This window comes from Acetobacterium sp. K1/6 (genome assembly GCF_034438075.1).
GTDB classification, from domain to species: Bacteria; Bacillota; Clostridia; order Eubacteriales; family Eubacteriaceae; genus Acetobacterium; species Acetobacterium carbinolicum.
Genome location: NZ_JAXQGA010000007.1, coordinates 35,087 through 61,328 on the forward strand (window position 1 = coordinate 35,087; position 26,242 = coordinate 61,328).

General features: G+C 45.4%; 27 protein-coding genes and 1 other RNA gene. All 28 read left to right on the forward strand.

The window, feature by feature from the left end:
• Positions 1-8 precede the first annotated feature (8 nt).
• The 28 genes from U2P91_RS07855 to U2P91_RS07990 all read left to right on the forward strand — a co-directional run bounded on the left by U2P91_RS07855 (position 9) and on the right by U2P91_RS07990 (position 26,172).
• The gene (locus U2P91_RS07855; protein WP_322519398.1) at positions 9-2,378 is read left to right on the forward strand and encodes an endonuclease MutS2; all 2,370 of its coding nucleotides are present in this window, start codon (positions 9-11) and stop codon (positions 2,376-2,378) included.
• A gap of 158 nt (positions 2,379-2,536) precedes the next feature.
• Positions 2,537-3,070, forward strand: a complete 534-nt coding sequence (gene dcd / locus U2P91_RS07860; protein WP_322519399.1) for a dCTP deaminase — start codon at positions 2,537-2,539, stop codon at positions 3,068-3,070.
• Between the two features lie 42 nt (positions 3,071-3,112).
• Positions 3,113-4,279 (forward strand): cysteine desulfurase family protein, encoded by a 1,167-nt coding sequence (locus U2P91_RS07865; protein ID WP_322519400.1) that lies wholly within the window; start codon positions 3,113-3,115, stop codon positions 4,277-4,279.
• A 16-nt stretch (positions 4,280-4,295) separates the two neighbouring features.
• Positions 4,296-5,456 (forward strand): tRNA uracil 4-sulfurtransferase ThiI, encoded by a 1,161-nt coding sequence (thiI, locus tag U2P91_RS07870; protein ID WP_322519401.1) that lies wholly within the window; start codon positions 4,296-4,298, stop codon positions 5,454-5,456.
• Positions 5,457-5,727: 271 nt separating this feature from the next.
• Entirely contained in the window at positions 5,728-7,542 is a 1,815-nt protein-coding gene (gene hflX, locus U2P91_RS07875; RefSeq protein ID WP_322519402.1) for a GTPase HflX, read from the forward strand.
• A gap of 2 nt (positions 7,543-7,544) precedes the next feature.
• A complete protein-coding gene (locus U2P91_RS07880; RefSeq protein ID WP_322519403.1) occupies positions 7,545-8,177 on the forward strand; it encodes a YigZ family protein in 633 nt (210 codons plus the stop codon).
• A gap of 321 nt (positions 8,178-8,498) precedes the next feature.
• A complete protein-coding gene (locus tag U2P91_RS07885; protein WP_111889400.1) occupies positions 8,499-9,548 on the forward strand; it encodes a PTS transporter subunit IIC in 1,050 nt (349 codons plus the stop codon).
• 102 nt (positions 9,549-9,650) lie between these two features.
• Complete coding sequence (locus U2P91_RS07890; protein ID WP_322519404.1) at positions 9,651-10,139, forward strand: VanZ family protein; 489 nt, start codon at positions 9,651-9,653, stop codon at positions 10,137-10,139.
• 17 nt (positions 10,140-10,156) lie between these two features.
• A complete protein-coding gene (radA, locus tag U2P91_RS07895; protein WP_322519405.1) occupies positions 10,157-11,518 on the forward strand; it encodes a DNA repair protein RadA in 1,362 nt (453 codons plus the stop codon).
• An 89-nt stretch (positions 11,519-11,607) separates the two neighbouring features.
• A non-coding RNA gene (gene ssrS / locus U2P91_RS07900) (6S RNA) lies at positions 11,608-11,797 on the forward strand.
• A gap of 84 nt (positions 11,798-11,881) precedes the next feature.
• Positions 11,882-12,484, forward strand: coding sequence for a Holliday junction branch migration protein RuvA (gene ruvA, locus U2P91_RS07905; protein ID WP_111889403.1), 603 nt, complete (start codon positions 11,882-11,884; stop codon positions 12,482-12,484).
• A 3-nt stretch (positions 12,485-12,487) separates the two neighbouring features.
• A complete protein-coding gene (ruvB, locus tag U2P91_RS07910; RefSeq protein ID WP_111889404.1) occupies positions 12,488-13,552 on the forward strand; it encodes a Holliday junction branch migration DNA helicase RuvB in 1,065 nt (354 codons plus the stop codon).
• Complete coding sequence (queA, locus tag U2P91_RS07915; protein ID WP_322519406.1) at positions 13,545-14,570, forward strand: tRNA preQ1(34) S-adenosylmethionine ribosyltransferase-isomerase QueA; 1,026 nt, start codon at positions 13,545-13,547, stop codon at positions 14,568-14,570. The genes ruvB and queA overlap by 8 nt, the downstream gene beginning before the upstream one ends.
• 21 nt (positions 14,571-14,591) lie before the next feature.
• Positions 14,592-15,713: a tRNA guanosine(34) transglycosylase Tgt gene (gene tgt / locus U2P91_RS07920; RefSeq protein ID WP_111889406.1), complete on the forward strand. Its 1,122-nt coding sequence runs from the start codon at positions 14,592-14,594 to the stop codon at positions 15,711-15,713.
• Between the two features lie 17 nt (positions 15,714-15,730).
• Positions 15,731-16,108, forward strand: a complete 378-nt coding sequence (gene yajC / locus U2P91_RS07925) for a preprotein translocase subunit YajC (RefSeq protein WP_242988532.1) — start codon at positions 15,731-15,733, stop codon at positions 16,106-16,108.
• 73 nt (positions 16,109-16,181) lie between these two features.
• Positions 16,182-16,325 (forward strand): six-cysteine ranthipeptide SCIFF, encoded by a 144-nt coding sequence (scfA, locus tag U2P91_RS07930; RefSeq protein ID WP_111889407.1) that lies wholly within the window; start codon positions 16,182-16,184, stop codon positions 16,323-16,325.
• Positions 16,326-16,397: 72 nt separating this feature from the next.
• Positions 16,398-17,747: a thioether cross-link-forming SCIFF peptide maturase gene (gene scfB, locus U2P91_RS07935; protein ID WP_322519407.1), complete on the forward strand. Its 1,350-nt coding sequence runs from the start codon at positions 16,398-16,400 to the stop codon at positions 17,745-17,747.
• 206 nt (positions 17,748-17,953) lie between these two features.
• A complete protein-coding gene (rho, locus tag U2P91_RS07940; RefSeq protein ID WP_322519408.1) occupies positions 17,954-19,729 on the forward strand; it encodes a transcription termination factor Rho in 1,776 nt (591 codons plus the stop codon).
• Positions 19,730-19,812: 83 nt separating this feature from the next.
• Positions 19,813-20,028, forward strand: coding sequence for a 50S ribosomal protein L31 (rpmE, locus tag U2P91_RS07945; RefSeq protein ID WP_026395220.1), 216 nt, complete (start codon positions 19,813-19,815; stop codon positions 20,026-20,028).
• Between the two features lie 84 nt (positions 20,029-20,112).
• Positions 20,113-20,958: a peptide chain release factor N(5)-glutamine methyltransferase gene (prmC, locus tag U2P91_RS07950; RefSeq protein ID WP_322519409.1), complete on the forward strand. Its 846-nt coding sequence runs from the start codon at positions 20,113-20,115 to the stop codon at positions 20,956-20,958.
• A gap of 117 nt (positions 20,959-21,075) precedes the next feature.
• Positions 21,076-21,633 carry an elongation factor P gene (gene efp / locus U2P91_RS07955; protein WP_111889411.1) on the forward strand — a complete coding sequence of 186 codons (558 nt, stop codon included), beginning with the start codon at positions 21,076-21,078 and terminating at the stop codon, positions 21,631-21,633.
• A gap of 1 nt (position 21,634) precedes the next feature.
• Positions 21,635-22,066, forward strand: a complete 432-nt coding sequence (locus U2P91_RS07960; RefSeq protein ID WP_111889412.1) for a CD1247 N-terminal domain-containing protein — start codon at positions 21,635-21,637, stop codon at positions 22,064-22,066.
• A gap of 18 nt (positions 22,067-22,084) precedes the next feature.
• On the forward strand, positions 22,085-22,429 hold the full coding sequence (locus U2P91_RS07965; protein WP_322519410.1) for an Asp23/Gls24 family envelope stress response protein: 345 nt from the start codon (positions 22,085-22,087) through the stop codon (positions 22,427-22,429).
• Positions 22,430-22,478: 49 nt separating this feature from the next.
• Positions 22,479-22,895 carry a transcription antitermination factor NusB gene (gene nusB / locus U2P91_RS07970; protein ID WP_111889414.1) on the forward strand — a complete coding sequence of 139 codons (417 nt, stop codon included), beginning with the start codon at positions 22,479-22,481 and terminating at the stop codon, positions 22,893-22,895.
• Positions 22,882-23,853: a peptidase M22 gene (locus U2P91_RS07975; protein ID WP_322519411.1), complete on the forward strand. Its 972-nt coding sequence runs from the start codon at positions 22,882-22,884 to the stop codon at positions 23,851-23,853. Before nusB ends, U2P91_RS07975 begins: the two co-directional genes overlap by 14 nt.
• Positions 23,850-25,061, forward strand: a complete 1,212-nt coding sequence (gene xseA / locus U2P91_RS07980) for an exodeoxyribonuclease VII large subunit (protein ID WP_322519412.1) — start codon at positions 23,850-23,852, stop codon at positions 25,059-25,061. Before U2P91_RS07975 ends, xseA begins: the two co-directional genes overlap by 4 nt.
• Positions 25,061-25,279, forward strand: a complete 219-nt coding sequence (gene xseB / locus U2P91_RS07985) for an exodeoxyribonuclease VII small subunit (protein ID WP_111889417.1) — start codon at positions 25,061-25,063, stop codon at positions 25,277-25,279. Before xseA ends, xseB begins: the two co-directional genes overlap by 1 nt.
• Positions 25,276-26,172, forward strand: a complete 897-nt coding sequence (locus U2P91_RS07990; RefSeq protein WP_204355432.1) for a polyprenyl synthetase family protein — start codon at positions 25,276-25,278, stop codon at positions 26,170-26,172. The genes xseB and U2P91_RS07990 overlap by 4 nt, the downstream gene beginning before the upstream one ends.
• Positions 26,173-26,242: the final 70 nt, after the last annotated feature.

Consider the following 26,242-nt stretch of genomic DNA (forward strand, 5'->3'; position numbering starts at 1 on the left):
ATAAATACATGGATCAAAGAAGTTTGAAGGTCTTGGAATATCATAAAATATTAAAAAGTCTGGGTGAGCATTGCGTCACCCAGGGTGGGAAGGATCAGGCCAAAAATCTATTGCCACTGGAAAGTCTGACGGCAGTCAATCGGGGTCTTGATTTAACCAATGAAAGTCTGGGGATGATCCTCCGTAACGGCCGCCCGCCTCTGGCAGATGTGCCGAATACCAGTGATTACGTCAAGCGGGCTGCGATTGGCTCGATGCTGTCGATGAAAGAACTGTTGTCGATTGCCACCCTGCTGCGGATCGCCCGGGATATGGATAATTATTACCACAGTGATACGCAGATGGACACCCTGGTATTATTAAAGGATCTGTTCACCTCACTGGAAACCTGTGAAGAACTGGAAAAAGAAATCAGCCGCAAAATACTGGGACCGGAAGAAATGGCCGACAATGCCTCCCGGGAACTGTCCCGGATTCGGCGGGAGATGCAGTTTAAGTACAAACGGATCACTGAAAAACTGAGCCATATGATCAGTTCAACCGCTTATGAAAAAATCCTCCAGGAAAAAATCGTGACGATCCGGAACAATCGCTATGTTATTCCCGTCAAGCAGGAATACCGCAGCCAGGTGCCCGGGATCGTGCTGGATAAGTCGGCCAGTGGCGCCACCCTCTTTATTGAACCGATGGCGGTGGTGGAACTGAACAATGACATCAAAATTCTGGTCACCGAAGAAGAACAGGAAATCGTCAGGATTCTCAAAGATCTCACCGAAAAGGTGGCGAATCAGCGGGATGAAATTATCTGCAATTATGATGTGCTGGTGGATCTCGATTTTCAGTTTGGCAAAGGCAAGTACGGCCTGACCATCAATGGTGTCCGCACCAGTGTCACTGAAACTGGCGCAATTGAGCTGTTACGGGCCAAGCATCCGCTGATTCCCGAAGATCAGGTCGTCGCCTCGGATATTAATTTTGAAGCAGGCATTGACACCATGGTCATCACCGGACCCAATACCGGCGGGAAAACGGTCTCCTTAAAAACCATCGGCCTGTTGAACCTGATGGTGCAGTCCGGGCTGTTTGTCCCGGTTCGGGAAGGCAGTAAAACCCGGATTTTTGCCGATATCTTTGCGGATATCGGGGATGAACAAAGCATTGAGCAAAGCCTCAGTACCTTTTCTTCTCATATGACCAATATCGTTGAGATTATGAATAAGGCGGATCATAACTCACTGGTCTTGTTCGACGAGCTGGGCGCCGGAACAGACCCCACCGAAGGGGCCGCTCTGGCCATTTCGATTCTTAATGCCCTGCATCTGCGCAAGGTAACCAGTGTATCCACCACCCATTACAGTGAGCTGAAGGAGTATGCCCTGGTCACTCCGGGGGTGGTCAATGCCAGTGTTGAATTTGATGTCAAAACGCTGAGACCGACCTATCGCCTGTTAATTGGGGTGCCGGGGAAATCCAATGCCTTTGAAATCGCGATGCGATTGGGGCTTGGTGATGAGGTCATTGAAAATGCCCGCGACCTGATCAAAAACGAAGCCATCCGTTTTGAAGAAACCCTGATAAAAATTGATGAAAAGCGTCGCCGTACCGAAGCGGAACATGATGCCATTATTCGCCTGAAGCAGGAAACTGAAGCCCTGAAAGGGCAAATGGATCAGGAAAAGCAGAAGTTTGCGGACGAACAAAAAGCGCTACTCCAGAAAGCTCAGGAAGAAGCGATGGAAATTGTCAAGAAAACCCGGGCCGAAACGGAGGAAATCTACCGCGAAATCAGGACCATTCAGGAAAACACCACCACTGCGGTTAAAGACAATAAAGAATTGGAAGCGATTCGCAAGCGGATCAAAGAAAAAGAGAAGAATCTCTATCAGTTTGGCAGCCGACCGAAAGATTATCAGGGGGCGGCTCTGGAAATGGACGACCTCAGCGTCGGGATGAAGGTTTACATTAACAGTCTGCGCCGGGAAGGCGAGGTCTTAAACCTGCTGCCCAACGAAAACAAAGCCATGGTTCAAGCCGAGATGATCAAGCTCAAGGTTGACGTCAGTGACCTGAGCATTTCAACGGCGCTGGCCAAGCCGGAAGAGAAAAAGGTGACCTATAAAAAGGTGGAACGTCATGTGATGGATACCAAGCTCGATCTGCGCGGGAAAAATGGTGAAGAATCGCTGTATCTGGTTGATAAGATGATTGGTGACGCGATGCTTTCAGGCAACAAGCAGATTGTGATTGTCCACGGCAAGGGCACCGGCAGACTCCGGGAGATCATTCATGAATACTTAAAAGGAAACCCCTTAATCGAAGATTTCCGTCTGGGGGCGATGAATGAAGGTGGCTCCGGGGTAACGATCGTTAGTTTATAAAACAGGCGGCACAATTACAGAAAGTAAAGTGTGCCCAATGATGAAGCCCAGCGGGGTAGAGTCGACAGGTAAAAATAATCTTGAAAATTTACATCGCCCATAATACAATGAATGGGAAAATTTACGGATAAACTGAATTTGGAAATTTTGGAGGAAACATGATTTTATCGGATAAGACCATTTATAAATATCTGGAAAGTGGTGAGTTGGTCATCGAGCCACTGGAACAGGGCCAGGTACAACCAGCCTCGGTGGATATTCGCCTGGGCAGCAGTTTTTTAAAGCTGGATGAAAATAATTTTGAAACAATGACACTGACGGATGAAATTAAGTATATTTCGATGGAAGCGGATGAGATCATTATTCCATCCAACTCCTTCCTTTTGGCAACCACCATGGAATATATCAAGCTGCCCTGCAATCTGACCGCCTTTGTTGAAGGCCGCAGCTCCATCGGTCGGATGGGATTATTTATTCAGAATGCCGGCTGGGTGGATCCGGGCTTTGAAGGAGAGATCACCCTGGAACTTTACAATGCCAATCGCCTGCCAATTAAACTGGAGAGAGGCCGGCGAATCTGCCAGCTGGTTTTTGCCCAAATGGATGATATGGCCTTAAACCCCTATCAGGGGAAATATCAGGGACAGCGTTTGGCTGTCGGGAGTCGCGTTTTTCTGGATGAGGAATGCTGATCCAAAGTGATAAAGCGGCCCGATGAGAGAAGGAACAAAATAATGAAAGAAATTTACTTAGATAACGCAGCAACCACCAGGGTTCATCCCCAGGTTGCTGAAAAAATGAAGGATGCCCTGGTGAACAACTACGGGAATCCTTCATCCCTCCATCGCCTGGGGATCCGGGCAGAACAAGCGATTAAAGAAGTCCGGGAATTAATCGCCAAAAATCTGAACTGTCAACCCCCGGAAATCTATTTTACCTCCGGTGGAACCGAAGGTAATAATCTGATTATTCAGGGGGTGGTGGAAAATAAAAAACGTAACCGGATGCGGATTATCACCTCGGCGATTGAACACCCCTCGGTGCTGGATGTGTTTACCTTCTATGAAAATCACCAGATTGAAGTAATTGTTTTAGGGGTGGACACCCAGGGACATATTCGTTTGGATGAGCTGGAAGCGGCTATGAATGAGGATACCATTCTGGTCAGCATTATGGCCGTGAACAACGAGCTGGGAACGATTCAGGATTTGAAGGCGATTGGCAAAATCGTTAAGGCGGTTAATTCCAAATGCGTTTTTCATGCTGATTTTGTTCAGGGTTTTATGAAAATTCCCATCGATGTGCAGGCCAGTCTGCTCGATGCCGTAACCCTGTCCAGCCATAAGATTTTCGGGCCCAAAGGTGTGGGCGCCGTTTATATTAAAAAAGGGACTGACATTAAACCGCTGCTGCGGGGGGGCGGTCAGGAAAATAACATGCGCTCGGGAACGGAAAATGTCCCGGGGATTGTTGGTTTTGGTGAAGCCATCCGCTTGCGGAAAGATTCGTTTAGTGACGAGTTCGCAGCAATCCGTAGTCTGCGTACCGCTTTTATCAATGAATTAGAGGCAAAAATCGATGATATCAAAATAAATGGCGATCCCAACGGCAGTCCCTATGTACTGAATGTTTCCTTTAACCGGGTGCGGGGTGAGGTGCTACTGCACAGCCTTGAAGCCAAGGGGATTTTTGTGTCCACCGGGTCAGCCTGTTCGTCTCATAAAAAGGAGAAACAGTATGTCCTCAAAGCGATCGGGCTGGCCGAAGAATACAAAGAAGGAACCATTCGCGTCAGCTTTTCAAAAGATATCACCAAAGATGATGTGGAGACCGCAGTGGCCGCCATTGCCCAAGCCGTAAATAGCTTGAGACTTTTGGTTAAACCAAACAAAAATAGATGACAGGAGCAAAAAAATAATGGAACATGTTATATTGGTTCGATACGGGGAGATAGCCCTGAAAGGGTTGAACCGTAATTTTTTTATCGAATTACTGGCAAAAAATATCCGGAATACCCTGCGCAGTGTACCATCGGCGAAGGTAAAAAAAATACAGGGGCGCTTGATCGTTAATGTCAGTGATGAAGACCTGAATCGGGCCATGGAGCGGGTGCAAAAAGTATTCGGCATTGTGTCCATCAGTCCGGCCATTGTTATTGACAGTGATATTGCGGTGATTGAAGAAAAGGCCATTGAACAGGTGCGATCCGCTGAGGATATCAAAACCTTTAAGATCACCGCCAAACGGGGCGATAAGACCTTCCCGATTAAATCGCCGGATCTATGCTGTCGGCTGGGTGAAGTAGTACTGGATAACGTCCCGGCTGTCACGGTGGATATCCACAATCCGGATCTCAATCTGTGGGTGGAAGTTCGCGAACAGACCTATATGTATCATCAGTTTATTGCTTGCAACGGCGGTTTGCCGGTCGGCTGCAGCGGCAAAGGGGCACTTTTATTATCCGGCGGCATCGATAGTCCGGTGGCCGGTTATCTGATGGCTAAGCGGGGGGTCGAAGTCATTGGCGTCTATTTCCACAGCTTCCCCTTCACCAGTGACCGGACCAAGGAAAAGGTTATCGATCTGGCTAAGATCATGAGTCAGTATTGCGGCAAAATCAAACTCTTTGTCGTACCCTTTACCGAGATCCAAACCAAGATTGTGGAAATGTGTCCGGATCGGCAGACGACCATTATTATGCGTCGCTATATGATGCGGATTGCTGAGATGATTGCCAATAACGAAGGGGCCAAGGCGATGATTACCGGGGAAAGCCTGGGTCAGGTTGCCAGCCAGACGATGGAAGGGTTGGCGGCTACCAATGCGGTGGCCGAAATGCCAGTTTTTAGACCGCTGATTGGTTTTGATAAAACTGAAATTGTCAAGATTGCCGAAACAATCGGCACTTTTGAAACCTCGATCCTACCCTACGAAGATTGCTGTACCATTTTCGTCCCCAAGCATCCAGAAACCAAACCAAAGGTTTCGGAGATGCTACGTTCCGAAGAAAAGATTGCGGAAATGATGGTAGAGATGATGGCCACCGCCGTGGCCGAATCCGAAGTTGTCACACTCTAGGGGGATACTTAAACTACCGTACCGACCAATTGTTAATCTGTTGTTCGCCGCGGAATCGGACAGGCTTTGCCGTGTCCGCTCCGATGCGTACAACATGATGTAACAATTGTCGGTACTGGGTTATCTTTTCTTGACAGTCTGAACCAGGCAATCATTTTGCCTGGTTTTTGTGTTATAATAAGGTATTCTAGTGAGCACTTTACAAATCATGGTAGTAATCATTTTACAAATTATTTTACAAATCATTTTATTAAGATAAAAGGAAAAAATAATGGCAGATAATAATAAAAGTGGCATTCGCCAAAGCTATATAAAAGAGTTGGATGACCTGGTTGGTTATGAAATGGAAAACCAGGTTCTTTTGGATGAATATGTGTTAGAAATCATGAAACGGTTGACCCTGGCAACGAAGCGAGAAGTGCTGATCTGCACCAATGACAAAAACCGGGTTCAGTGGGTGAATATCGGGGATGCAGCGACGGTCAATATCGGTAATGCCGAAATGTTATATCACGTTAAGGCGCTCAATAAATACCGGGTGATTCACACCCATCCCGGTGGCAATCCGCGACTGTCTGACGAGGATTTTTCAGCAGCAAAAAAACAGAATCTCCAGTGCATTATTGCCATTGGGGTGGATGAAAAAATACCAGTAAGCTTTAGCATCGGCGTACCGGTGGTGGAAGAAGCGACGATGGGATACGGTCAGGCATTGTTTAAAACCCTGAAGGAACTCAATAAATTTCCGTTGGAGCATTACATTCTATTGGCAGACCGGTTTATCAAAGACGATCCCGACAATAAGTTTGATTCCGAAGATGAAGAAGAACGAGCACTACTTATTGGTTTGGACCTACCTGGAAACAAAGGGGTGGAGCTGGTTGACTCGATGGAAGAATTGCAGCAACTGGTAAAAACCGCCGGGGGAACCGTGCTTGAGCAGGTTTGTCAGGCCAGAAGCCAGATTGACACCACCTTTTATGTGGGCAAGGGCAAGCTTTCGGAACTGATCAAGGTGATTCAGAATAACGACATCAATCTGATTGTCGCCAATGACGAACTAAATTCCCGTCAGATAGCCAACATCGAAGCGGCCACCGGGACCAAAACGGTTGATCGAACCACCATTATTCTGGATATTTTTGCCCGTCATGCCAAAACCAAAGAAGGCAAGCTGCAGGTGGAATTGGCCCAGCAGAAATATCGGATGAGCCATCTAAAAGGATTGGGGATTGTCATGTCCCGAACCGGCGGCGGCATCGGTACCCGCGGCCCCGGTGAAAAGAAATTAGAAACCGATCGGCGTCATATTCGCAAACAGTTAGAAGAACTGGAAGCCCGAATTGAACGGATCAATAAAAGCAATCAGCTCAATGCCGTTCAGCGCGGAAAAAATAAAATTAAAACGGTTGGTTTAATCGGCTATACCAACTCCGGCAAAAGCACCTTGTTTAATCACCTGACTCAAAGTGAGGTGGTGACCAAAGATGGTCTCTTTATCACCCTCGATTCGACCCTTAGAAAGGTCGATCCGGAACAGGGGGATTATCTGGTCTCGGATACCGTTGGCTTTATCGATAAGCTGCCTCATGATTTAATTAAGGCCTTTAAGACCACCCTGATGGAAGTGGAGACAGCGGATTTGCTGCTTCATGTGGTGGATGTTTCCAATCATAATTATGAGGCCCAAATCACCGTGGTTAATCAGGTTCTTATGGATATCGGTGCGGGCAACAAAAAAGTGATGATGGTCTATAACAAAATCGATAAATTGACCGAGGCGGACCGGGAAGCCTTTTTGCTTAAAAATCAGGAAGCCGTCGATGAGCTGACCCTCTATATTTCTGCTAAAGAAAAGCTCGGAGTCGATATTTTATTTGAAGCAGTGAGTCGGGTACTCGTTGGGGAAAAAAGAGAAATAAAGCTATTGATTCCCTATGATGACAACAAAGCGCTGGCGCAATTGCATGAAATGAAGGTGGTTCAGGAAATTGATTACCAGGCAGAGGGCAATCTGGTCACCATTGTAATGACTGATGATTTTCCGATTCATCTTTTTTTGAAGTATCAGGTAACAGAGGTATAAAGGTGGATGATTATAATACCGTTCTAATCCCGGATGAAACCGAACTTGAAATCAAGAAGTCCCGCTTTATCAATTTGGTTTTTCATATTGAAGCGGAGGAGGAAGCAGAAGCGATTCTGGCCGAAATCCGTAAAAAGCATTATAAGGCCACCCATGTCTGCTGGGCCTATGTGCTCAATACCAATCCCCGGCGCCAAAAAGCCAGCGATGATGGCGAACCTTCCGGCACTGCCGGCAAACCGATTCTGGAGGTCATTGATCACCGGGAGTTAAAAGATGTGCTGGTGGTGGTAATTCGCTATTTTGGCGGCATCAAGCTGGGCACCGGCGGTCTGATCCGGGCCTATGGCGGTGGTGCCAGCGATGTTCTTAATCATTGCCGCGTGGTTAAAAAACAGTTTTCTGACCGATTGCAGGTGGTGCTCAGTTATACCAGTTATGGGGGCGTGAGTAGCGGTTTATTAGAGCGGGACGTGATTCCGGTGAATGAAGATTTTGGTGAAAAGGTAACCCTATCCTTTGAGATCCCGGTGGCCGAGACAAACGGATTTTTAGCCTGGGTTGAGGATAAAACCAACGGTACCGCCAGGATTATCCGCGGTGAACAGGCGTTTGTTGACGTGGCCCTGTCATGAAAAAACAAAAATGCTAAAGCTTTTGTTGTGATAAAGTTGAAGCTTTGGCAGCAGATTCATCGTTAGATAAATAACTAACGATCGAAACCCTTTACAAAGTCCATAAAGTTGGTTATAATTACCATAGTAAAAAATTAATACTGAGTTTTAAATTAATGCGGATACAATAATGTATCTTAATTTAAGACAGAGAATAAAAATATCGGAGGCTTTCTTTCGGTATTTTTTCTTGTGTCTGTGATTGGGTAAATGGCCCGAGCACTTTAATATAGAGAACATTCTAGATGATCAAATTTAAAAGGAAGCAAGGAGTGGGTTGTTATGGAGAAAGAAAAAAAGTACTCGGGGTTTAAGGATTTTTTACAGCAGAAGGATATCCAGTTCTCGGTTCAGCGCTATTTAATGGAAGCCCTGAAATACATGGCTTTTGGGTTATTTGGAACCCTGCTGATGGGGAGTATCCTCAATCAGATTGGGATTTTATTTCATATTCCTTTTTTAAGTGAAACGCTTTGGCCGGTAGCCATGGCGATGACCGGCCCGGCGATTGCGGTTGCAGTTGCTTATAGTTTAAAGGCACCGCCTTTGGTGCTTTTTTCCATTACCGTGGCGGGTGCTCTGGGAAATACCCTGGGTGGGCCGGCCGGTGCTTTTTTTGCCGCGGCGGTGGGCGCAGAATTTGGGAAGGCTGTTTCTGGCGAGACGAAGGTAGATATATTAGTTACCCCCTTTGTGACGATGATGATGGGATCTCTGACTGCGATGGTTGTTGGCCCACCAATCGGGGCATTGATGGTTGGTTTAGGAGAAGTGATTATGTGGGCAACGGTGCAGCAACCGATTATTATGGGTGCTGTTATCGCTGTTATCGTCGGGATTGTGCTAACCCTGCCGATTTCCAGTGCGGCCCTATGTATTATGCTGGGACTTTCAGGTCTTGCCGGGGGGGCGGCTACGGTTGGCTGCTGTTGTCAGATGGTCGGTTTCGCGATACAGAGTTATCGGGATAATGGTGTCGGCGGTCTGGCTGCTCAGGGGATTGGAACCTCGATGATCCAAATGCCCAATATCATCAAGAACTGGAAGATCTGGATTCCTCCCACTCTGGCATCTGCTATTTTGGGACCCTTTGCTACCACTGTTTTTCAGATGAAGAATACGCCGATTGCGTCAGGAATGGGTACCTGTGGTTTTGTGGGGCAAATTGGGACGGTCATGGCGATGACGGAAGCTGGAGATTCGACGTTTAATATTGTTGCCGGGATTGCCTTGCTTCAATTTATTCTTCCGGGTCTATTGACCTATCTGTTTTACCGCGTTCTCCATGCCAGAGGCTGGATTAAAGATGGGGATTTAAAACTGGATATCTAGTCATTAACGGAGAAAAAAACAAAACTCTGTGGTTCTTTAAAGGTTTATTCGTTATAATGGCAAGGCTTTATCAAAGCTAATCAACTTAGGAAGGACGAATATATGAGCAAAAACAAGCGGGTTACATTTCTATTTAAGCTGCTTTTACTGGCTTATCTGGGATTTTTATTTATCCTGACCCTATTACCCGACGCAACGAATATTACCTATGAAACGACTTTTAATTTAGTGCCGCTTACCACCATTGATAACTTTTTTTATGATATTGTGGTGAATGGCTTTATTAATTGGGAATTTCTGGCGACTCAACCAACCGATCCAACTGAAATTGTGTTATACACCTTTACTGATTCTTTTAAAAATCTGGCGGGAAACATTATTTTGTTTATGCCTTTGGGTTTGTTATATCCTTTATCAAGAAAAATCAAGGTTAATTTCTTTCATGCATTTATGGTAATATTAGGCACCACCTGTACCATCGAGCTGATCCAGTATTTATTTCTGGCCAGCCGTCGGGCGGATATTGATGATATTATCTTGAATTTAATTGGTGGTTTGATGGGTTACCTGATTTATAAATGGATCGAGTAGAAAAATAAGGGGGAAACATGGCCAAGAAAAAAAGTATTTTTGTCTGTCAGAACTGTGGTTATGATTCACCCAAATGGATGGGGAAATGCCCCGAGTGCGATCAGTGGAATACCATGGTAGAGGAACTGGATCTTGCCAAAATGGGGAGCAAGGAAAATACCCGGGAGCGGGGCGTTTATTCCCGCCCGAAATCACTGGCTGAGATTACCTTTACCGGAGATACCCGGTATCCCACTCGCAATGAAGAATTTGACCGGGTTTTAGGCGGTGGGATTGTGCCGGGAGGGATGATTCTGCTCGGCGGCGACCCGGGGATCGGGAAGTCAACGCTGTTGCTGCAGACTACCGAGGCGCTCGGTAATCAGGGCTATAAAATTCTCTATATTTCCGGGGAAGAGTCGGAACAGCAATTAAAAATGCGGGGCGAACGGATGCATGTTAAATCCGAAAACATTTCCTTTTTATCAGAGATTAATATCCCTTATCTGCTTACCATTATTCTGGAAGAACGGCCGGATATTGTGATCATCGACTCGATTCAAACCATGTACAGCCCGGATATCACCTCAGCTCCGGGAAGTGTCAGCCAGATCCGGGAAAACACCGGTGCTTTAATGCAATTGGCCAAAAAAGACAATATCTCGATGGTGCTGGTCGGCCATGTCACCAAAGATGGTGCCATTGCCGGACCGCGCGTTTTAGAGCATATGGTCGATACGGTGCTCTATTTTGAGGGCGAAAAATATCACGCCTATCGGGTGCTGCGGGGGGTTAAAAACCGTTTTGGTTCCACCAATGAGATCGGCATTTTCGAAATGACCGAAAATGGTCTGGAGTCGGTGGCTAATCCATCGGAAATGATGCTCGACAGCCGCCCCAAAAATACCTGCGGTTCGGTGGTCGTGCCCTGTATCGAGGGTACCCGACCACTACTAATTGAGCTTCAAGGTCTGGTTTCGGCCACCGGTTTTGGGAATCCCCGGCGGATGGCAACCGGCATGGATTATAACCGGATGGTGCTATTAATGGCGATTATGGAAAAACGACTGGGGATTCAGATGCAGTCGGTGGATGCTTATATCAATGTGGTGGGTGGCATCAAGGTGGATGAACCCGCTTTGGATCTTGGGGTGATCGCGGTGCTTTATTCCAGCCTCCGGGATTTTCAAATCCCTGGCGATTTGATGATCCTGGGTGAGGTCGGATTAACCGGTGAGGTGCGAAACATTCAGCATATTGAAAAACGGCTCATCGAAGGAAAAAAATTAGGCTTTAAACGCTGTATTATTCCTAAAGGGAACCAAAAGGGTTTAAAAGTAGCCGGAATGGAAGTTCTCCCGGTCGATAATATCCGCTCGGCACTGGATATTCTGCTATAAACTCAGGCGAGTTGAAAACGATGAATTTGTCTGCTGATGGCCAACAAAAATTTATCCTTTGATTTCTGGAGTAAACCGTGTATAATTAGATTATCCCAAAGTGTTCGTTTTAACTTTATTTTTGAACCTACATCAATACTCAGGGAGTCTGATTGTTCGCTAGCAGATGTTAAGCCTCGTTTATCTTGGATATTCAGTGGAAAACAGAAATTAGAGACAAGACACCCACTTAGCTTTCGCTAGGGCGTCAAAAATGGAGTACGACACATTGGGATAGCACCTAAGGGTGCTTTTTTTGTGTTGAAATATTTTTTCGTTTTGGTACAATAGGTAAAGCATGTTTAAATTTTGAAGGAGGGCTTTATGTACGAATATATGATCGGGAGCCTGGAAGAGCAAGCCATGGATTATGTGGTCATTGATCTAAACCGCATGGGATACAAGGTAAAGGTATCCACCAATACACTAAATGAGCTGCCTAATCTGCATTCTGAGGTAAAGCTGCATCTTCATCAGGTGATTAAAGAAGACGAGGTGTCGCTTTATGGTTTTGCGACCACCGATGAACGGGAAATTTTTAGAACCATGATCGGGATTTCTGGAATTGGACCTAAAGCGGCGATGGGACTCTTGTCTCAGTTTAGCCGAAACGAACTGATTGGACATATCGTTAGTGATGATCCAAAGAGCATTGCCAAGGCACCGGGAATCGGGATTAAAACCGCCAGCCGGATTATTCTGGAGCTTAAAGATCGCTATAAGGATGTAACGGTGGGTGACCTTAAGGTCGTTGACTTACGGGGAAAAGACGATAATGTCGCCCAGGCTGTTAACGGACTGGTGGGTTTGGGCTATAGTTTATCGGAAGCTTCTGAGATGGTATCCCGGGCATTTACCCCCGCAAGCAGTATTGAAGAACTGATTACTGGTGCGCTCCGTTCGGCCAATCCATTGAAAGGACGATAATCCATGAAGGAACGAATTATCACTTCCGATTTTACGGAATTGGATGTTGAAATAGAGAAGAATTTAAGACCGCAGGGTCTGGATGAGTACATTGGTCAGGAAAAGGTTAAGAAGCAGATGGGGATCTTTATAAAAGCCGCCCAAAAACGAAGTGAAAGCCTGGATCATGTACTATTATACGGTCCGCCGGGGCTGGGGAAAACAACCCTGGCTAACATTATTGCCCGGGAAATGGGGGTGGGGATAAAAACCACCTCTGGTCCGGCGATTGAAAAGGCCGGCGATCTGGCCGCCATTCTGACGAGCTTAAAAGAAGGAGATATCCTCTTTATTGATGAGATCCATCGGCTGCAACGCGCGGTCGAAGAGGTTTTATACCCGGCTATGGAAGATTATGCCCTGGATATCATCATCGGCAAAGGTCCGGGCGCCCGCTCGATCCGGCTGGAGCTACCGCCCTTTACCTTAATTGGCGCCACCACCCGGGTAGGACTGCTGACCTCACCGCTACGGGATCGCTTTGGAGTGATCCAGCGATTGGAACTGTATAATCCTGAGGAGCTGGCTACGATTATCCGCCGTTCATCCGGCATTATCGGAATTGAAATGGATGATGAAGGAGCCGTTGAGCTGGCCATCCGTTCCCGCGGGACGCCGCGAATTGCCAATCGGCTGTTAAAACGGGTTCGCGATTATTGCGAAATTGAAGGCCGCGGCGTCATTGATCTTAAGATTACCCGCGAAGCGCTGGAACTTTTTGAAGTCGATGCAGTCGGTCTGGACGAGATTGATCGGATCATGCTCCGGACCATTGTCGAAAAGTTTGATGGCGGACCGGTGGGGATCGACACCCTGGCCGCCGCCATTGGTGAAGAGAAAAATACCATTGAAGAGGTCTATGAACCCTATCTGATTCAATTGGGATTTCTTTCGAAAACACCCCGGGGGCGGGTGATCACCAGTCGTGGTTATGCCCATTTGGGGTTAGCGGAATTAATGAATGAGGCCCTTAATCCGCAGCAATTAAAAATAAATTTTTATGACAACGAGGAAGAAATAGATGGATAAAACTGACTTTTATTATGATCTCCCGGATGAACTGATCGCCCAGAGTCCTTTGGAAAAAAGAGACAATTCCCGGTTAATGGTGATTAATAGAGAAAAAAACACCATTGCCGATCAGAACTTCTTTGAAGTGACGAATTATTTAAGGCCCGGGGATTTACTGGTGATGAATAACACCAAGGTGTTGCCAGGTCGGCTGTTTGGTACCCGCGAAGATACCGGGGGCAAGGTGGAAATCCTGCTGTTGCGACATCTGTCTCAAAAAGACTGGGAAATCATGGTCAAACCGGGAAAGCGGGCTCGGGTTGGTGCTCGGATTGTGTTTAGTCCGGAGCTTAAGGGTGAGATTACCGGAACCACCCAGGGTGGACTGCGGATTATCAGTTTTGAATATTTGGGCGTTTTTGAGGAAATTATCGATGAGATCGGCCTGATGCCGGTTCCGCCGTATATTCACGAAACCCTAAAGGACAATAACCGCTATCAGACTGTCTATGCCAAACATGACGGCTCATCAGCAGCGCCCACTGCCGGGCTCCATTTCACACCGGATCTGCTTCAGAAAATTGAAGCGATGGGAGTGGAAATTGCCGAGGTGACTCTCCATGTGGGGATTGGTACCTTTCGTCCAGTAAAATGTGATGTGATTGAAGAACATCATATGCATGAAGAATATTACGAGGTACCGGAAGAAACCGCCAAGGCCATTAAGCGAACCAGGGAAAGAGGTGGTCGGGTTATCGCCGTCGGCACCACCTCAGTGCGAACCCTGGAAAGTAACGCCAAGCTGCATGACGGCGAGGTAACTGCCTATACCGGAGTGACGGATATTTTTATTTACCCCGGCTATCAGTGGGAGGTGGTGGATGTGTTGATTACGAACTTCCATCTACCAGAATCCACCCTATTGATGCTGGTGTCGGCCTTTTATAACCGGGAAGCCATTATGAAAGCCTACCAAAGTGCCATTGATTGGAAGTATCGCTTTTTTAGCTTTGGTGACGCGATGTTGATTGAGTAAAAAGACGATTAGGAGAAAAGAATGAGTGAATTTCGTTATGAGTTAATTAAGGAGTGCAAAGACACCGGAGCCAGATTGGGGAAGATCCATACTAAACGTGGCATCATTAATACCCCGATTTTTATGCCAGTGGGAACCCAGGCGACGGTGAAGTCCCTTTCGTCCGAAGATTTAGTGGAGATGGATGCTAATGTTATTCTGGGAAATACCTATCATCTTTATTTGCGACCCGGTCAGGAGGTAATGGAAAAGGCCGGTGGTATTCACAAGTTTATGAACTGGAACCGGCCGGTGCTCACAGACAGTGGCGGATTTCAGGTATTTTCTTTAAATGATTTAAGAAAGATTACTGAAGAAGGTGTTGAATTTATTTCACATCTGGACGGATCCAAACATTTTATGACCCCGGAAAAAGCCATTGATATGCAAAACGCCATCGGCGCTGATATTATTATGTGCTTTGATGAATGCGCTCCGGCCGGTGCCGATTATGAGTACACCAAAAAATCGATGGAAATGACCACCCGCTGGGCAAAACGTTGTAAGGAGGCCCATAAGCGGCCAGACGATCAGGCCTTGTTTGGCATTGTTCAAGGTGGCATGTTTTCCGACCTGCGGGCTCAAAGTGTAGCACAACTTACCGACATTGGTTTCCCCGGTTACTCCATTGGCGGACTGAGTGTGGGTGAACCCAAAGATGTGATGTACCGGATGCTGGACACCACCACGCCGCTACTGCCAAAAGATAAGCCCCGGTATTTAATGGGGGTTGGTTCTTTGGATGCACTTTTTGAAGGCACCATTCGAGGTATTGATATGTTTGATTGTGTGCTCCAAAGCCGGATCGCCAGAAACGGTACGGCTTTTACCAGCCATGGCAAGGTAGTGGTTCGCAATGCCACCTACAAGGAAGATTTTACGCCGGTTGATCCGGAATGTGATTGTTTCGTTTGTCGAAACTACACCCGGGCTTACATTCGGCATCTCATTAAAACCAATGAAATTTTAGGGGCCAGGTTATTGACATATCATAACTTATACTTTACACTTGTAACGATGAAGAAAATTCGACAGGCCATAATGGATGACAGTTTATTAGCCTATAAAGAAGCTTTCTTTGAAAAATTCGGCATAGCTGAATAAGATGAAGGAGAATGTGAATGTTTGGAATTGATTTTACACTCATTCTTCCTTTGATTTTAGTACTTGTATTTTTCTATTTCTTTGTTCTAAGACCACAACAAAAACAACAAAAAGAAGTTAAAGAAATGCGCTCAAGTATGAAACCAGGGGATGAAATTGTTACAATTGGCGGGTTTTATGGAATTATTTATGCGATTGGTGAAGAAAACGTCACGATCGAATTATTGCCAGATTACAATAAGGCGCTGATCACTAAATCGGCCATTGCTCGAGTAGTCAATGTTGGGGACGCTGTTGCAGAAACAGTAGAAGACGATTTTGAAGAGTTGCCAGATCTGGATCAGGAAGAAGTCATTGTCGACGCCGAATTTGAAGAAATTGACGAAAAAAAATAATTAAATACAGACAGCGACGGTTCATTAACCTGCCATTGTCTGATCGAAATAAAGACTGAGGGGAGTGAATAATTTGAAGCACATTAAAATCATTAAAGAAGGTAAACTCACTGACGTGAAAAACAGAGGGTGTGGGGAATGTCAAACTTCCTGTCAATCAGCCTGTAAAACTTCCTGCACCGTAGGAAACCAAAAATGTAAACAAACTGAAAAATAGCAAACAAGCCTGAAAGGGGCTGTCTCGTAAGAGATAGTCTTTTTTTGATGATACAAGAATCGAGGAGAAAAAATGATACATAAATATCAAAAGAACGGCCTTAACATCGTTTTGGACGTGGACACCAGTACGGTGCTGACGGTGGATGAACTGACCTTTGCGTTGCTGGATCACTATCAAGTTAAAACTAGAGCTGAAATAATAAAAGACTTTGAAGAACACTATTCAGTGATTGAACTCAATGAATGCCTCGATGAATTGGATAGCGTCAAAGCGGCCGGGCTATTATTTCGAGAAATCAACTATCACCGGGAAAGCTATGCCAATAACGATTTGATTAAGGCGCTTTGTCTTCATGTGGCCCATGACTGTAATCTGAAATGTTCTTACTGTTTTGCCGCCCAAGGAGACTTTGATGGCGAAAAACTGTTGATGCCGCTGGAAGTGGGAAAAAAAGCCATTGATTTTATCATCGAACAATCCAAAAACCGAGAAAATCTGGAAGTGGATTTTTTTGGTGGCGAACCGCTGATGAACCTCGATGTCGTCAAACAATTGGTGGTTTACGGTAATGAAATGGCCGCCAAACACGATAAGAAATTTAAATTTACGATGACGACCAATGGGGTGCTGCTGGATGCAAAAACTCGGGAATATCTCAATGAGACGATGGATAATATTGTCCTCAGTCTGGATGGCCGTAAAGAAGTCAACGACCAGATGCGACAAACCATCAATGATCGGGGCTCCTTTGATGTGATTATTGATAATATCAAAGCGATGGCAAAAATGCGCGGCGACAAAGACCACTATGTCCGGGGAACCTATACCCATCATAATCTTGATTTTGCCAAGGATGTAGAGTTCTTGGCAAAAGAAGGTTTTACAAGTATTTCGGTGGAACCAGTTGTGGCCGAAGCGACACATGATTACGCCCTGACCGAGTCGGATCTGCCCACCATTATGGAAGAATACGATGCGCTGGCTCTGGCTTACCTGAAACGCCATCAGGAGGGGCTTCATTATAACTTTTTTCATTTTAATGTCGATCTGGATCATGGTCCTTGTGTCTACAAACGTCTGTCTGGATGTGGGGCCGGCAAGGATTATGTTGCTGTGACGCCAGAAGGGGACATCTACCCCTGTCATCAGTTTGTCGGCAATGAGGCCTTTAAAATGGGCGATGTGAGAAGTGGCATCACCAACGGCGAGATCAAAAAAATCTTTGATGCTGGCAATCTGTTAGAAAAAGAAGCGTGTCAAAGCTGCTGGGCCAAATATTTCTGCGGTGGCGGTTGTCATGCCAATGCCTATAATTTTAATGGCACCATTATGAAACCTCATTTCGTTAGCTGTGAAATTGAACGGCGGCGGGTGGAAAACGCCATTATGATTTCAATTATCGAAGGCGAACAGGAATAAATAGGGTTCGCTTGGACTACCGTACCAAATAGTAATGCGTCGCCGGGGGTTTTGACAAGAATGGATATTTATGGTAGATTAAGATATCTACAAGATACACCCTTCAGATTATTCTGCACTTGAAAGCATAATATCGAAAAAACGGATCAAACCAATCTATTCTAAGATAAACTACTTAAACATCTAAAAACCCATGGAGGCACATATTGGAAAAGAAATCACTGGAAGATTTAACGGTTGTTGAATTGCGAAAGCAGGCAGAGCGTCTGGGGATCGAAAAAATAAGTCGGCTTAAAAAAATTGAACTCATCGAGGCCATTGAAGAAAAATTAGAGACCTCGGCTGATCAGTCCGCCGCTCAAAATCAACATCACAACACAAAGGAAAAAGAGCCATTGACAGACGAAAAAAGCGAAACAAATCGCAAAGAAAAAACGGTGACACCAGTAGTAGAAAAAAAAGAAAGCGTTAAAATACACCCTGCTCAATCGACTCAACGCATTGTCAATGGGTCAAATGGAAATGGTGCTCGTTCTCCTTATTACAAAATAAAAGACTCGATGGACAATGTCGTGGTGGTGGAAGGAAATCTGGAGATTCTGCCAGAGGGGTTTGGCTTTGTCAAAAATAAAGAGATGAAATCCAATGAGGAATTTGTTTATATTTCCGGGTCCCAGATACAAAAATTCAAGCTGGAAACCGGAGATGTCCTAAGTGGTAAGGTGCGTCCACCCAAAACTGGGGAAAAGTATTCAGCGATGCTGTTTCTGGAAAAGGTCAACGGGACGAAAACCGCGGACATTATTCAAAAAATAAACAGCATGCTTTATGTGGACGATAAAAAGGATCTCGACCGCTTTAAAACCGCTCAGGAGGGGATTCTGGACGTCAATCCGGATGGCTTTGGATTCCTGCGAACCAACCATTATTTATCCGGGGACCACGATATTTATGTGGCCGCCAACCAGATCCGGCGCTTTAATCTCCGTACTGGGGATAAAATCCTGGGAAAAATTAAGATGTCCAGCGAAAATGAAAAATTCGATGCCCTGCTTTATGTGGAAAAGGTCAACGGCGACATTCCTGAAAAAATTGCCAATCGACCCCGTTTTGAGCGGCTGACACCGATTTTCCCGGAAGAGCGAATCACTCTGGAAACCACCCAGGATGTGGTGTCAACTCGGATGATCGATTTGTTTTCACCGATGGGAAGAGGTCAGCGGGGACTGATTGTGGCCCCGCCCAAAGCTGGTAAAACCATTTTGCTAAAGGAAATCGCCACCGGCATTACCACCAATTATCCGGAGATTGAGCTGATTATTCTGTTAGTCGACGAACGACCGGAAGAAGTCACTGATATGAAACGCTCCATCGATGCGGATATTGTTTATTCAACCTTTGATCAACCCCCGGAAAATCATATCAAGGTGGCAGAAATTGTGTTGGAACGGGGCAAACGGCTGGTCGAACAGGGAAAAGACGTGGTGATTCTGGTGGATAGTTTAACTCGGCTGACCCGGGGAAACAATCTGGTGGTTTCGCCTTCAGGCCGAACCTTGTCTGGTGGTCTTGATCCGGAGGCACTGTTTTTTCCGAAAAAGTTTTTCGGTTCCGCCCGAAATGTCGAAGAAGGTGGCAGTTTAACCATTTTGGCAACGGCTCTGGTGGATACCGGCAGCCGCATGGATGACATTATTTTCGAAGAATTTAAAGGAACCGGTAACATGGAGTTGCATCTGGAACGGGAATTAGCCGAGCGGCGAATCTACCCGGCGATCAACTTGAACCGTTCTGGCACCCGTCGGGAAGAAAAACTATTGACCGCTGAAGAGCTCAGAGTAAGCTTTGATATCCGCAAACTTTACAAGGGAACAACGGTCTACGATCTCACCGATAAGATTATCTCCATTCTGGAACGGACCAAAGACAACGATGCATTTATGAAAAAATTTATTAATAAATATAAAGCACAAAATATTTGATCTTTTAAGAAAAGTTTGATATAATATCACGGTTGATAAAATAACAATGAGCAATTAAATAAATAAGAAACGAGGTGGATTCGATGAAAGAAGGCATTCATCCAAATTACGGCAAATCAATAGTTAAATGTGCATGCGGAAATACATTTGAAACTGGTTCTATCAAACCAGAATTAAAAGTGGAAATCTGTTCAGTGTGTCACCCATTTTTCACAGGGAAACAAAAACTTATTGATGCTGGTGGACGTGTTGATCGATTTAATAAAAAATACGGCATTAAAAACGAGTCAGCAGAATAAAAAAGAAGTCGGTTCTTGTAACCGGCTTTTTTCTTGTTCAGATGTGAAAAAATTTTGTTGAGTTTTAAGTTGAGGTAGAAAAAAATGACCATTAAAGAGGTTTTAGATTTTGGACGGCAGTCACTTAATCAGGCCGGAATCGAATATCCCGGTTTAGAGGCCGAGATTCTTCTAAGCGGGGTTTTAGATCAGGAGCGGATCTATTTTTATACCCATTCACAGGAAACGGTCGACTTAAAACAAGAAGAAACCTATCGCAGCGCAATAAAGAGACGCTGTCAATTAGAACCGGTCGCCTATATTTTGCAGAAAAAAGCGTTTATGGGGATGGACTTTTTTGTCAGTCAGGATGTTTTAATTCCCAGACCAGACACCGAACCGATGGTGGAGTACCTGCTAGCATATTTACAGGCAACGTACCCGAAGGGGGCTAACGTTCTGGATCTGTGTACCGGCAGCGGAGCCATCGGTATCACCATTAAGAAATACTTTAGTCAGGGAAATATAAGCCTCAGTGATTTTTCCAAGGCGGCACTGGCGGTAGCAAAAATTAATGCCGACCAATTAGTCGATGGCGCTATTTTACTTTACGAAGGCGATTTATTTGCCGCTATTCCCCAAGGGAAAACCTACCACGTCATTGTCTCCAATCCTCCGTATATCAGGCGGAAAGAGATGAGTGGCCTGGCTCGGGATATTTTGGAGTATGAACCCCATATGGCACTGGACGGCGGTGAATCCGGTCTGGATTTTTATCGGCGGATCATTGGGGAGGCTCATTTGTTTTTGGAAAAAGACGGTATTCTGGCGCTGGAAATTGGTGACGATCAGGCCACTGCAGTGATGGCGTTACTAAGAAATGCCGGCTATCAGGAGATTCAGGTGATTACGGATCTGGGTGGTCATAATCGATGTCTCATCGGTAGATGATTGGGGGCTTATCGCCAGTGATAATAATAAATTGGGATGACGTCACCTGATAAATGTGATAGAATAATAACATTGAATTAAGAAGAAAAAATTAACATCGATATATCGGAGGTAAATATGGTATCAGCAGGAGATTTTAAAAAAGGGGTAACGTTTGAGATGGATGGTCACACATTTACCATCATTGAGTTTCAACACGTTAAACCAGGTAAAGGCGCAGCCTTTGTTCGAACAAAGATTCGAAATGTTATCACGGGTTCAGTGGTAGAAAAATCGTTCAGTCCCACAGAACGTTACCCTAAAGCACAGGTAGAAACCCGTGAAATGGAGTACTTATATGAAGACGGTGGTTTATACTACTTCATGGACCAAGAATCCTACGAGCAGATTCCACTTAACTTGAATCAGGTTGAAGAAGCGTTAAAATATTTAAAAGAAAATGATATTGCTACTGTAAAGTCGCTAAAAGGCGTGGCATTTTCAGTCGTGGCTCCCAACTTTGTGGAATTGGAAGTTGTTAAAACCGATCCCGGTTTTAAAGGCGACACTGCAACCGGAGCAAATAAACCCGCTACGGTAGAAACTGGTGCCGTTATCACCGTACCACTTTTTGTCGAACAAGGTGATAAGATTCGAATCGATACCCGTACGGGCGATTACATGGAAAGGGTATAAAATGAAATACATTAATGAAAAAGTCGCTTATACCAAAGGTTTGGTAGATGGTCTGGAATTAGATCTGGCTTCTAACGAAGGCAAGGTTCTGGTTCAAGTTCTGGATATTCTTGAAGACATTGTCGATGCCCTGGATGGCATTACCGAAGCACAGGAAGAACTGGAAGAATATGTTGAAATGGTTGATGATGATCTTTCTGATCTGGAAGAGTTCATTTTAGATGAAGATTTCGATGGCGAAGAAGATTTCGAGTTTGATGAAGAAGACTATTACGAAATCATTTGTCCGGAATGCGGAAATGTTTATATCACCGAATTTGAGTCTTTTGAAAATAATACCGTGGTTTGCCCGGATTGTGGCGCCCCATTTATATTAAACGAAGAGATCTCATGCTGTGGTGAGGATGGTTGCGACTGTCATCAGGAAATCTAGCGAACTCAGGTTATTATAATGAAAAGTGAAATGAAAAACAATCAGTCACCAAAAATCAATGACGAAATGATCGTTTCGATTGTTAGCTTGGCGGCTACTGGCGTTAACGGTGTGGCACGCATTTCATTGAGAATTACCGATGAAATCATGGATAAACTTTATCTTGCCTCGACAATTAAAGGTGTCAAAATAGCCAGAGAGCCGGAAGGTTTGATGATTTGGGTTTATCTTATCACTGAACCCGGGGTCGATATTATCAAGGTTTCAAACGCAGTTCAGAAAAAAGTTAAGATTGCGGTAGAATCGATGGCTGGTTTCCAAGTAGCGGCGGTTAATGTCCGAATTGAAGGTTCAGGCATATAGGGGGTGCAAGCCCCTTTTTATAGAATAAAAGAATCTGAAGGAGTCGTGCATGAGTCGAAAAAAGGAACGGGAATATGCGCTAAAAGGTGTATTTCAATTAGATTTTCATCCGGAGCCAGGCGATTTTACCGATAGTATTGCATATTTTTTAGAGGATAATGAGCTGGATCTGGTTTACGGAAAGACCTTGATCGACACCACCGAAGCTCATCTTCCGGAAATAGATAATATTCTGGATGACTATCTTAAAAGCACCTGGAAAATTGATCGAATTCCAAAGGTAGAGAAATCAATTCTGCGTTTGGCTATTTGTGAGCTAAAATATATGAATGAAAAAGTGCCATTTGAAGTGGTCATCAACGAGGCGATAGAACTTAGTAAAAAATTCGGAGACGAGGATGGAAAGAATTACGTTAATGGTATCTTAAATAAAATAGTTAAGGACGAACTCAATGAGTGCCCTTAGTCTTGGCATTGATACCAGTAATTATACAACTTCGGTTGCCTTGGTAGACGAAAATGAAAACATGATTTATAACAAGGGCATCCTATTGGAAGTGAAGTCAGGAGAAAGAGGACTTCGTCAATCGGATGCCCTTTTTCAGCATATCCATCATTTACCGATGTTGCTTGCAGATCTGCCCCGGGGCCAGGAAATTGAGGTCATCTGTTATTCAAAGCGACCCCGGCCACTGCTTGACTCTTATATGCCGGTCTTTCGTGCGGGGGAGTCTTTGGCCTGTTCTCTGGCTGCCGTATTGGCTGTTAAGCAACTGGCGGTGAGTCACCAGGAAAACCACATCCGGGCGGCTATTTATGGCAGTGGTTCAAAGAAATTGGAAGCGACCTTTGCGGCGGTTCATTTTTCTGGCGGCACATCAGAAATTCTGTTGGTAAAAAAGAAAGAAATCGGTTATGATTGCGAAATCATTGCCCAGACCCGGGATCTCAATGCCGGACAGTTAATTGACCGGATCGGGGTATTGATGGGATGTGATTTTCCCGCGGGAAAAGCCTTGGAAGCGCTGGCAAACCAGGTAGTTCCGGAATCCATTGATCGCAACGATGTGATTTCAGCGACGATGGATGGGATGGATTTTCATTTTTCAGGTCAGGAAAATCAGGCGCAGAAGCTTTTGAGAGCGGGGGTTGACGAGGGAATAGTGGCCTATCTGGTGCTCAAGGCGATTGCTAAAACGCTGTCAAAATCAATTGGCGGATTGCAAAAAAAGCACCCCTTTCAATCGGTGCTCTTTTCCGGAGGTGTGATGTCAAATCAGATTATTAAAAAAATTGTGGCGCAGGAATTGCAAACATCAGGACTAAGTCTCTATTTTTCCCCGGGGGAATACGCCCGCGATAATGCCGCGGGAAATGCCCTGATGGGAATGGATTATTTTAAAAGCATGAGGTGCAGTCGGTGACAAATGCAAAAATTCTCAGTGTATCTGAGCTTAACCAATATATTAAAACCCTGTTGGAATCGAATAGTCTCCTTAGGAACATGGTGATCCAGGGGGAGCTTTCCAATGTGAAACGGGCGGCATCGGGACATTTGTATTTTTCCCTGAAAGATGCCGGCAGTAAAATTGATTGTGTGATGTTCAAAAATGCGGCTATTGGGCTTAAATTCTTGCCCAAAGAAGGTCAGAAGGTGACACTGCGGGGGAGTTTGGGTGTCTATCTGCCCAGCGGACAATATCAGATAACGGTGCGATCGATGGAACCTCAGGGACTTGGCGATCTATTCCAGGCTTATCTGGTGCTAAAAGATGAACTGGAGGCCAAGGGTTATTTTGAGCGGGAGCATAAAAAAAAGCTTCCAGAAATCATCAGCCGGGTGGGGATGATCACGTCTCCCACCGGAGCGGCGATCAAAGATATGATTTCCATTATCAAACGCCGAAACCCGCTGATCGATATCGTCATTTATCCCAGCCTGGTACAGGGGGATGAAGCGGCCGGAAATATCATAAAGGGTATTCGGACCTTTAATGCCGCCTCGTCTGTGGATGTGATTATCATCGGTCGGGGCGGCGGCTCCATTGAAGACCTATGGGCCTTTAATGATGAGCATCTGGCCAAAGTCATTTATGAATCGGAATTACCGATTGTTTCAGCCGTGGGTCATGAAATTGACTATACGATTTCTGATTTTGTAGCCGATTTACGGGCCCCAACCCCTTCAGGAGCAGCAGAACTGGTTGCCGAAGAAACCCTGAGTATGATTCGTGCGCTGGTTACCCAGAAAAGCCGTCTGATTCAGGTCATGGAAGCTAAAATCGACAAAAACCGTGAAATCTTGATGCGGATGAAAAAAGAGTTTCTGCGGTTTCGTCCGAAAGAACGGATCGAAGAGATGCGTCTTGACCTGGATCGCATTAATGATCGGATGCTTCGCTTGCTAAATAGCCGGATTAAAAATGAGCGACAACAACTTATCAATCTTAAAACCCGGATCGAAGCCATGAGTCCGCAAAATGTGCTCAAAAAAGGTTATGTTCGGGTGACGGATAATAAAGGCTTACCGGTTGCGTCGGTAACGGGTTTAACGCTTGATCAGTTAGTGACCCTCCACTTTAGAGATGGTGAGGCAAAGGCAAACATTTCAGCCACTAAGGAGAATAAATAATGGCAGTTAAAAAGCTAAAAACTAAAATGAGTCGTCTGGAGACCATTGCAGAACTACTCGAAGAAGATAATCAGGAAATTGAGGCATCGATGAAACTGTTTGAAGAGGGAATGAAACTCATTAATGAGTGCAGTGCCGATTTGGATACCCTTGAAGGAAAAATAACGATCATGATTGATGGCGAAGAACAGGAATTCGAGGGGAGTGTGGAAACGTGAGCAGTTTTAAAAACATGCTGAGTGCCCGGGTTATCGAATTTAATGGGGAACTCGAAAAAGTTTTTCAACAAAACCTGGATACCCCGGAAGTGATTATCGATGCCATGAGGTACAGTCTTTTTGCCGGGGGCAAACGACTGCGTCCGATTTTGATGATGGAAACCTGTCGGGCCCTGGAAGGCGATCTGGAAGCGATCAAACCCCTGGCCATGGGGATTGAGATGATCCATACCTATTCACTGATCCATGACGACTTGCCGGCCATGGATAATGATGATCTGCGGCGGGGAAAACCGACCAATCATAAAGTTTATGGCGATGCGATGGCGATTTTGGCCGGGGATGGACTGCTCAATTATGCGGTTGAAACGATGCTTGCGGGAACCCAGGGGCTCACGGGCGACGGGTTGATAAATTATCTTAATGCGATGAAATCGATCATGGGTGCTTCCGGGGTTCTGGGAATGATCGGTGGCCAGGTGGCGGACATGCTCAGTGAAGATAAGGTCATCGGTCTCGATGAAATGGACTATATTCATTTGCATAAGACCGCTGCCCTTTTAGAGGCCTGTGTTCAGAGCGGTTGTCTCATTGCCGGCGCTGAACCGGCTACCCAGGGGAGACTGATCAGTTACAGCCATCGCATTGGCCTGGCTTTTCAGATTGTCGATGATATTCTGGATATTGAAGGTACGGAGGCGGATCTGGGCAAGCCCATTGGCAGCGACGAAAAAAATAATAAATCCACCTTTGTATCACTCTACGGTCTGGAGGCTTCAAAACTGCGGGTCGATGAACTCGAAACCGAAGCCATTGAAATGCTCAAACCGATTGGTGAGCGTACCGTTTTTCTCCAGGAATTGGCACGCTATATTTGCCGCCGCCAGAAATAAAGGAACTGTTTTGTTTTAACAAAACAGAATCATGATTCACAGTTTACAAGAAAATTAGAATACAGATGAA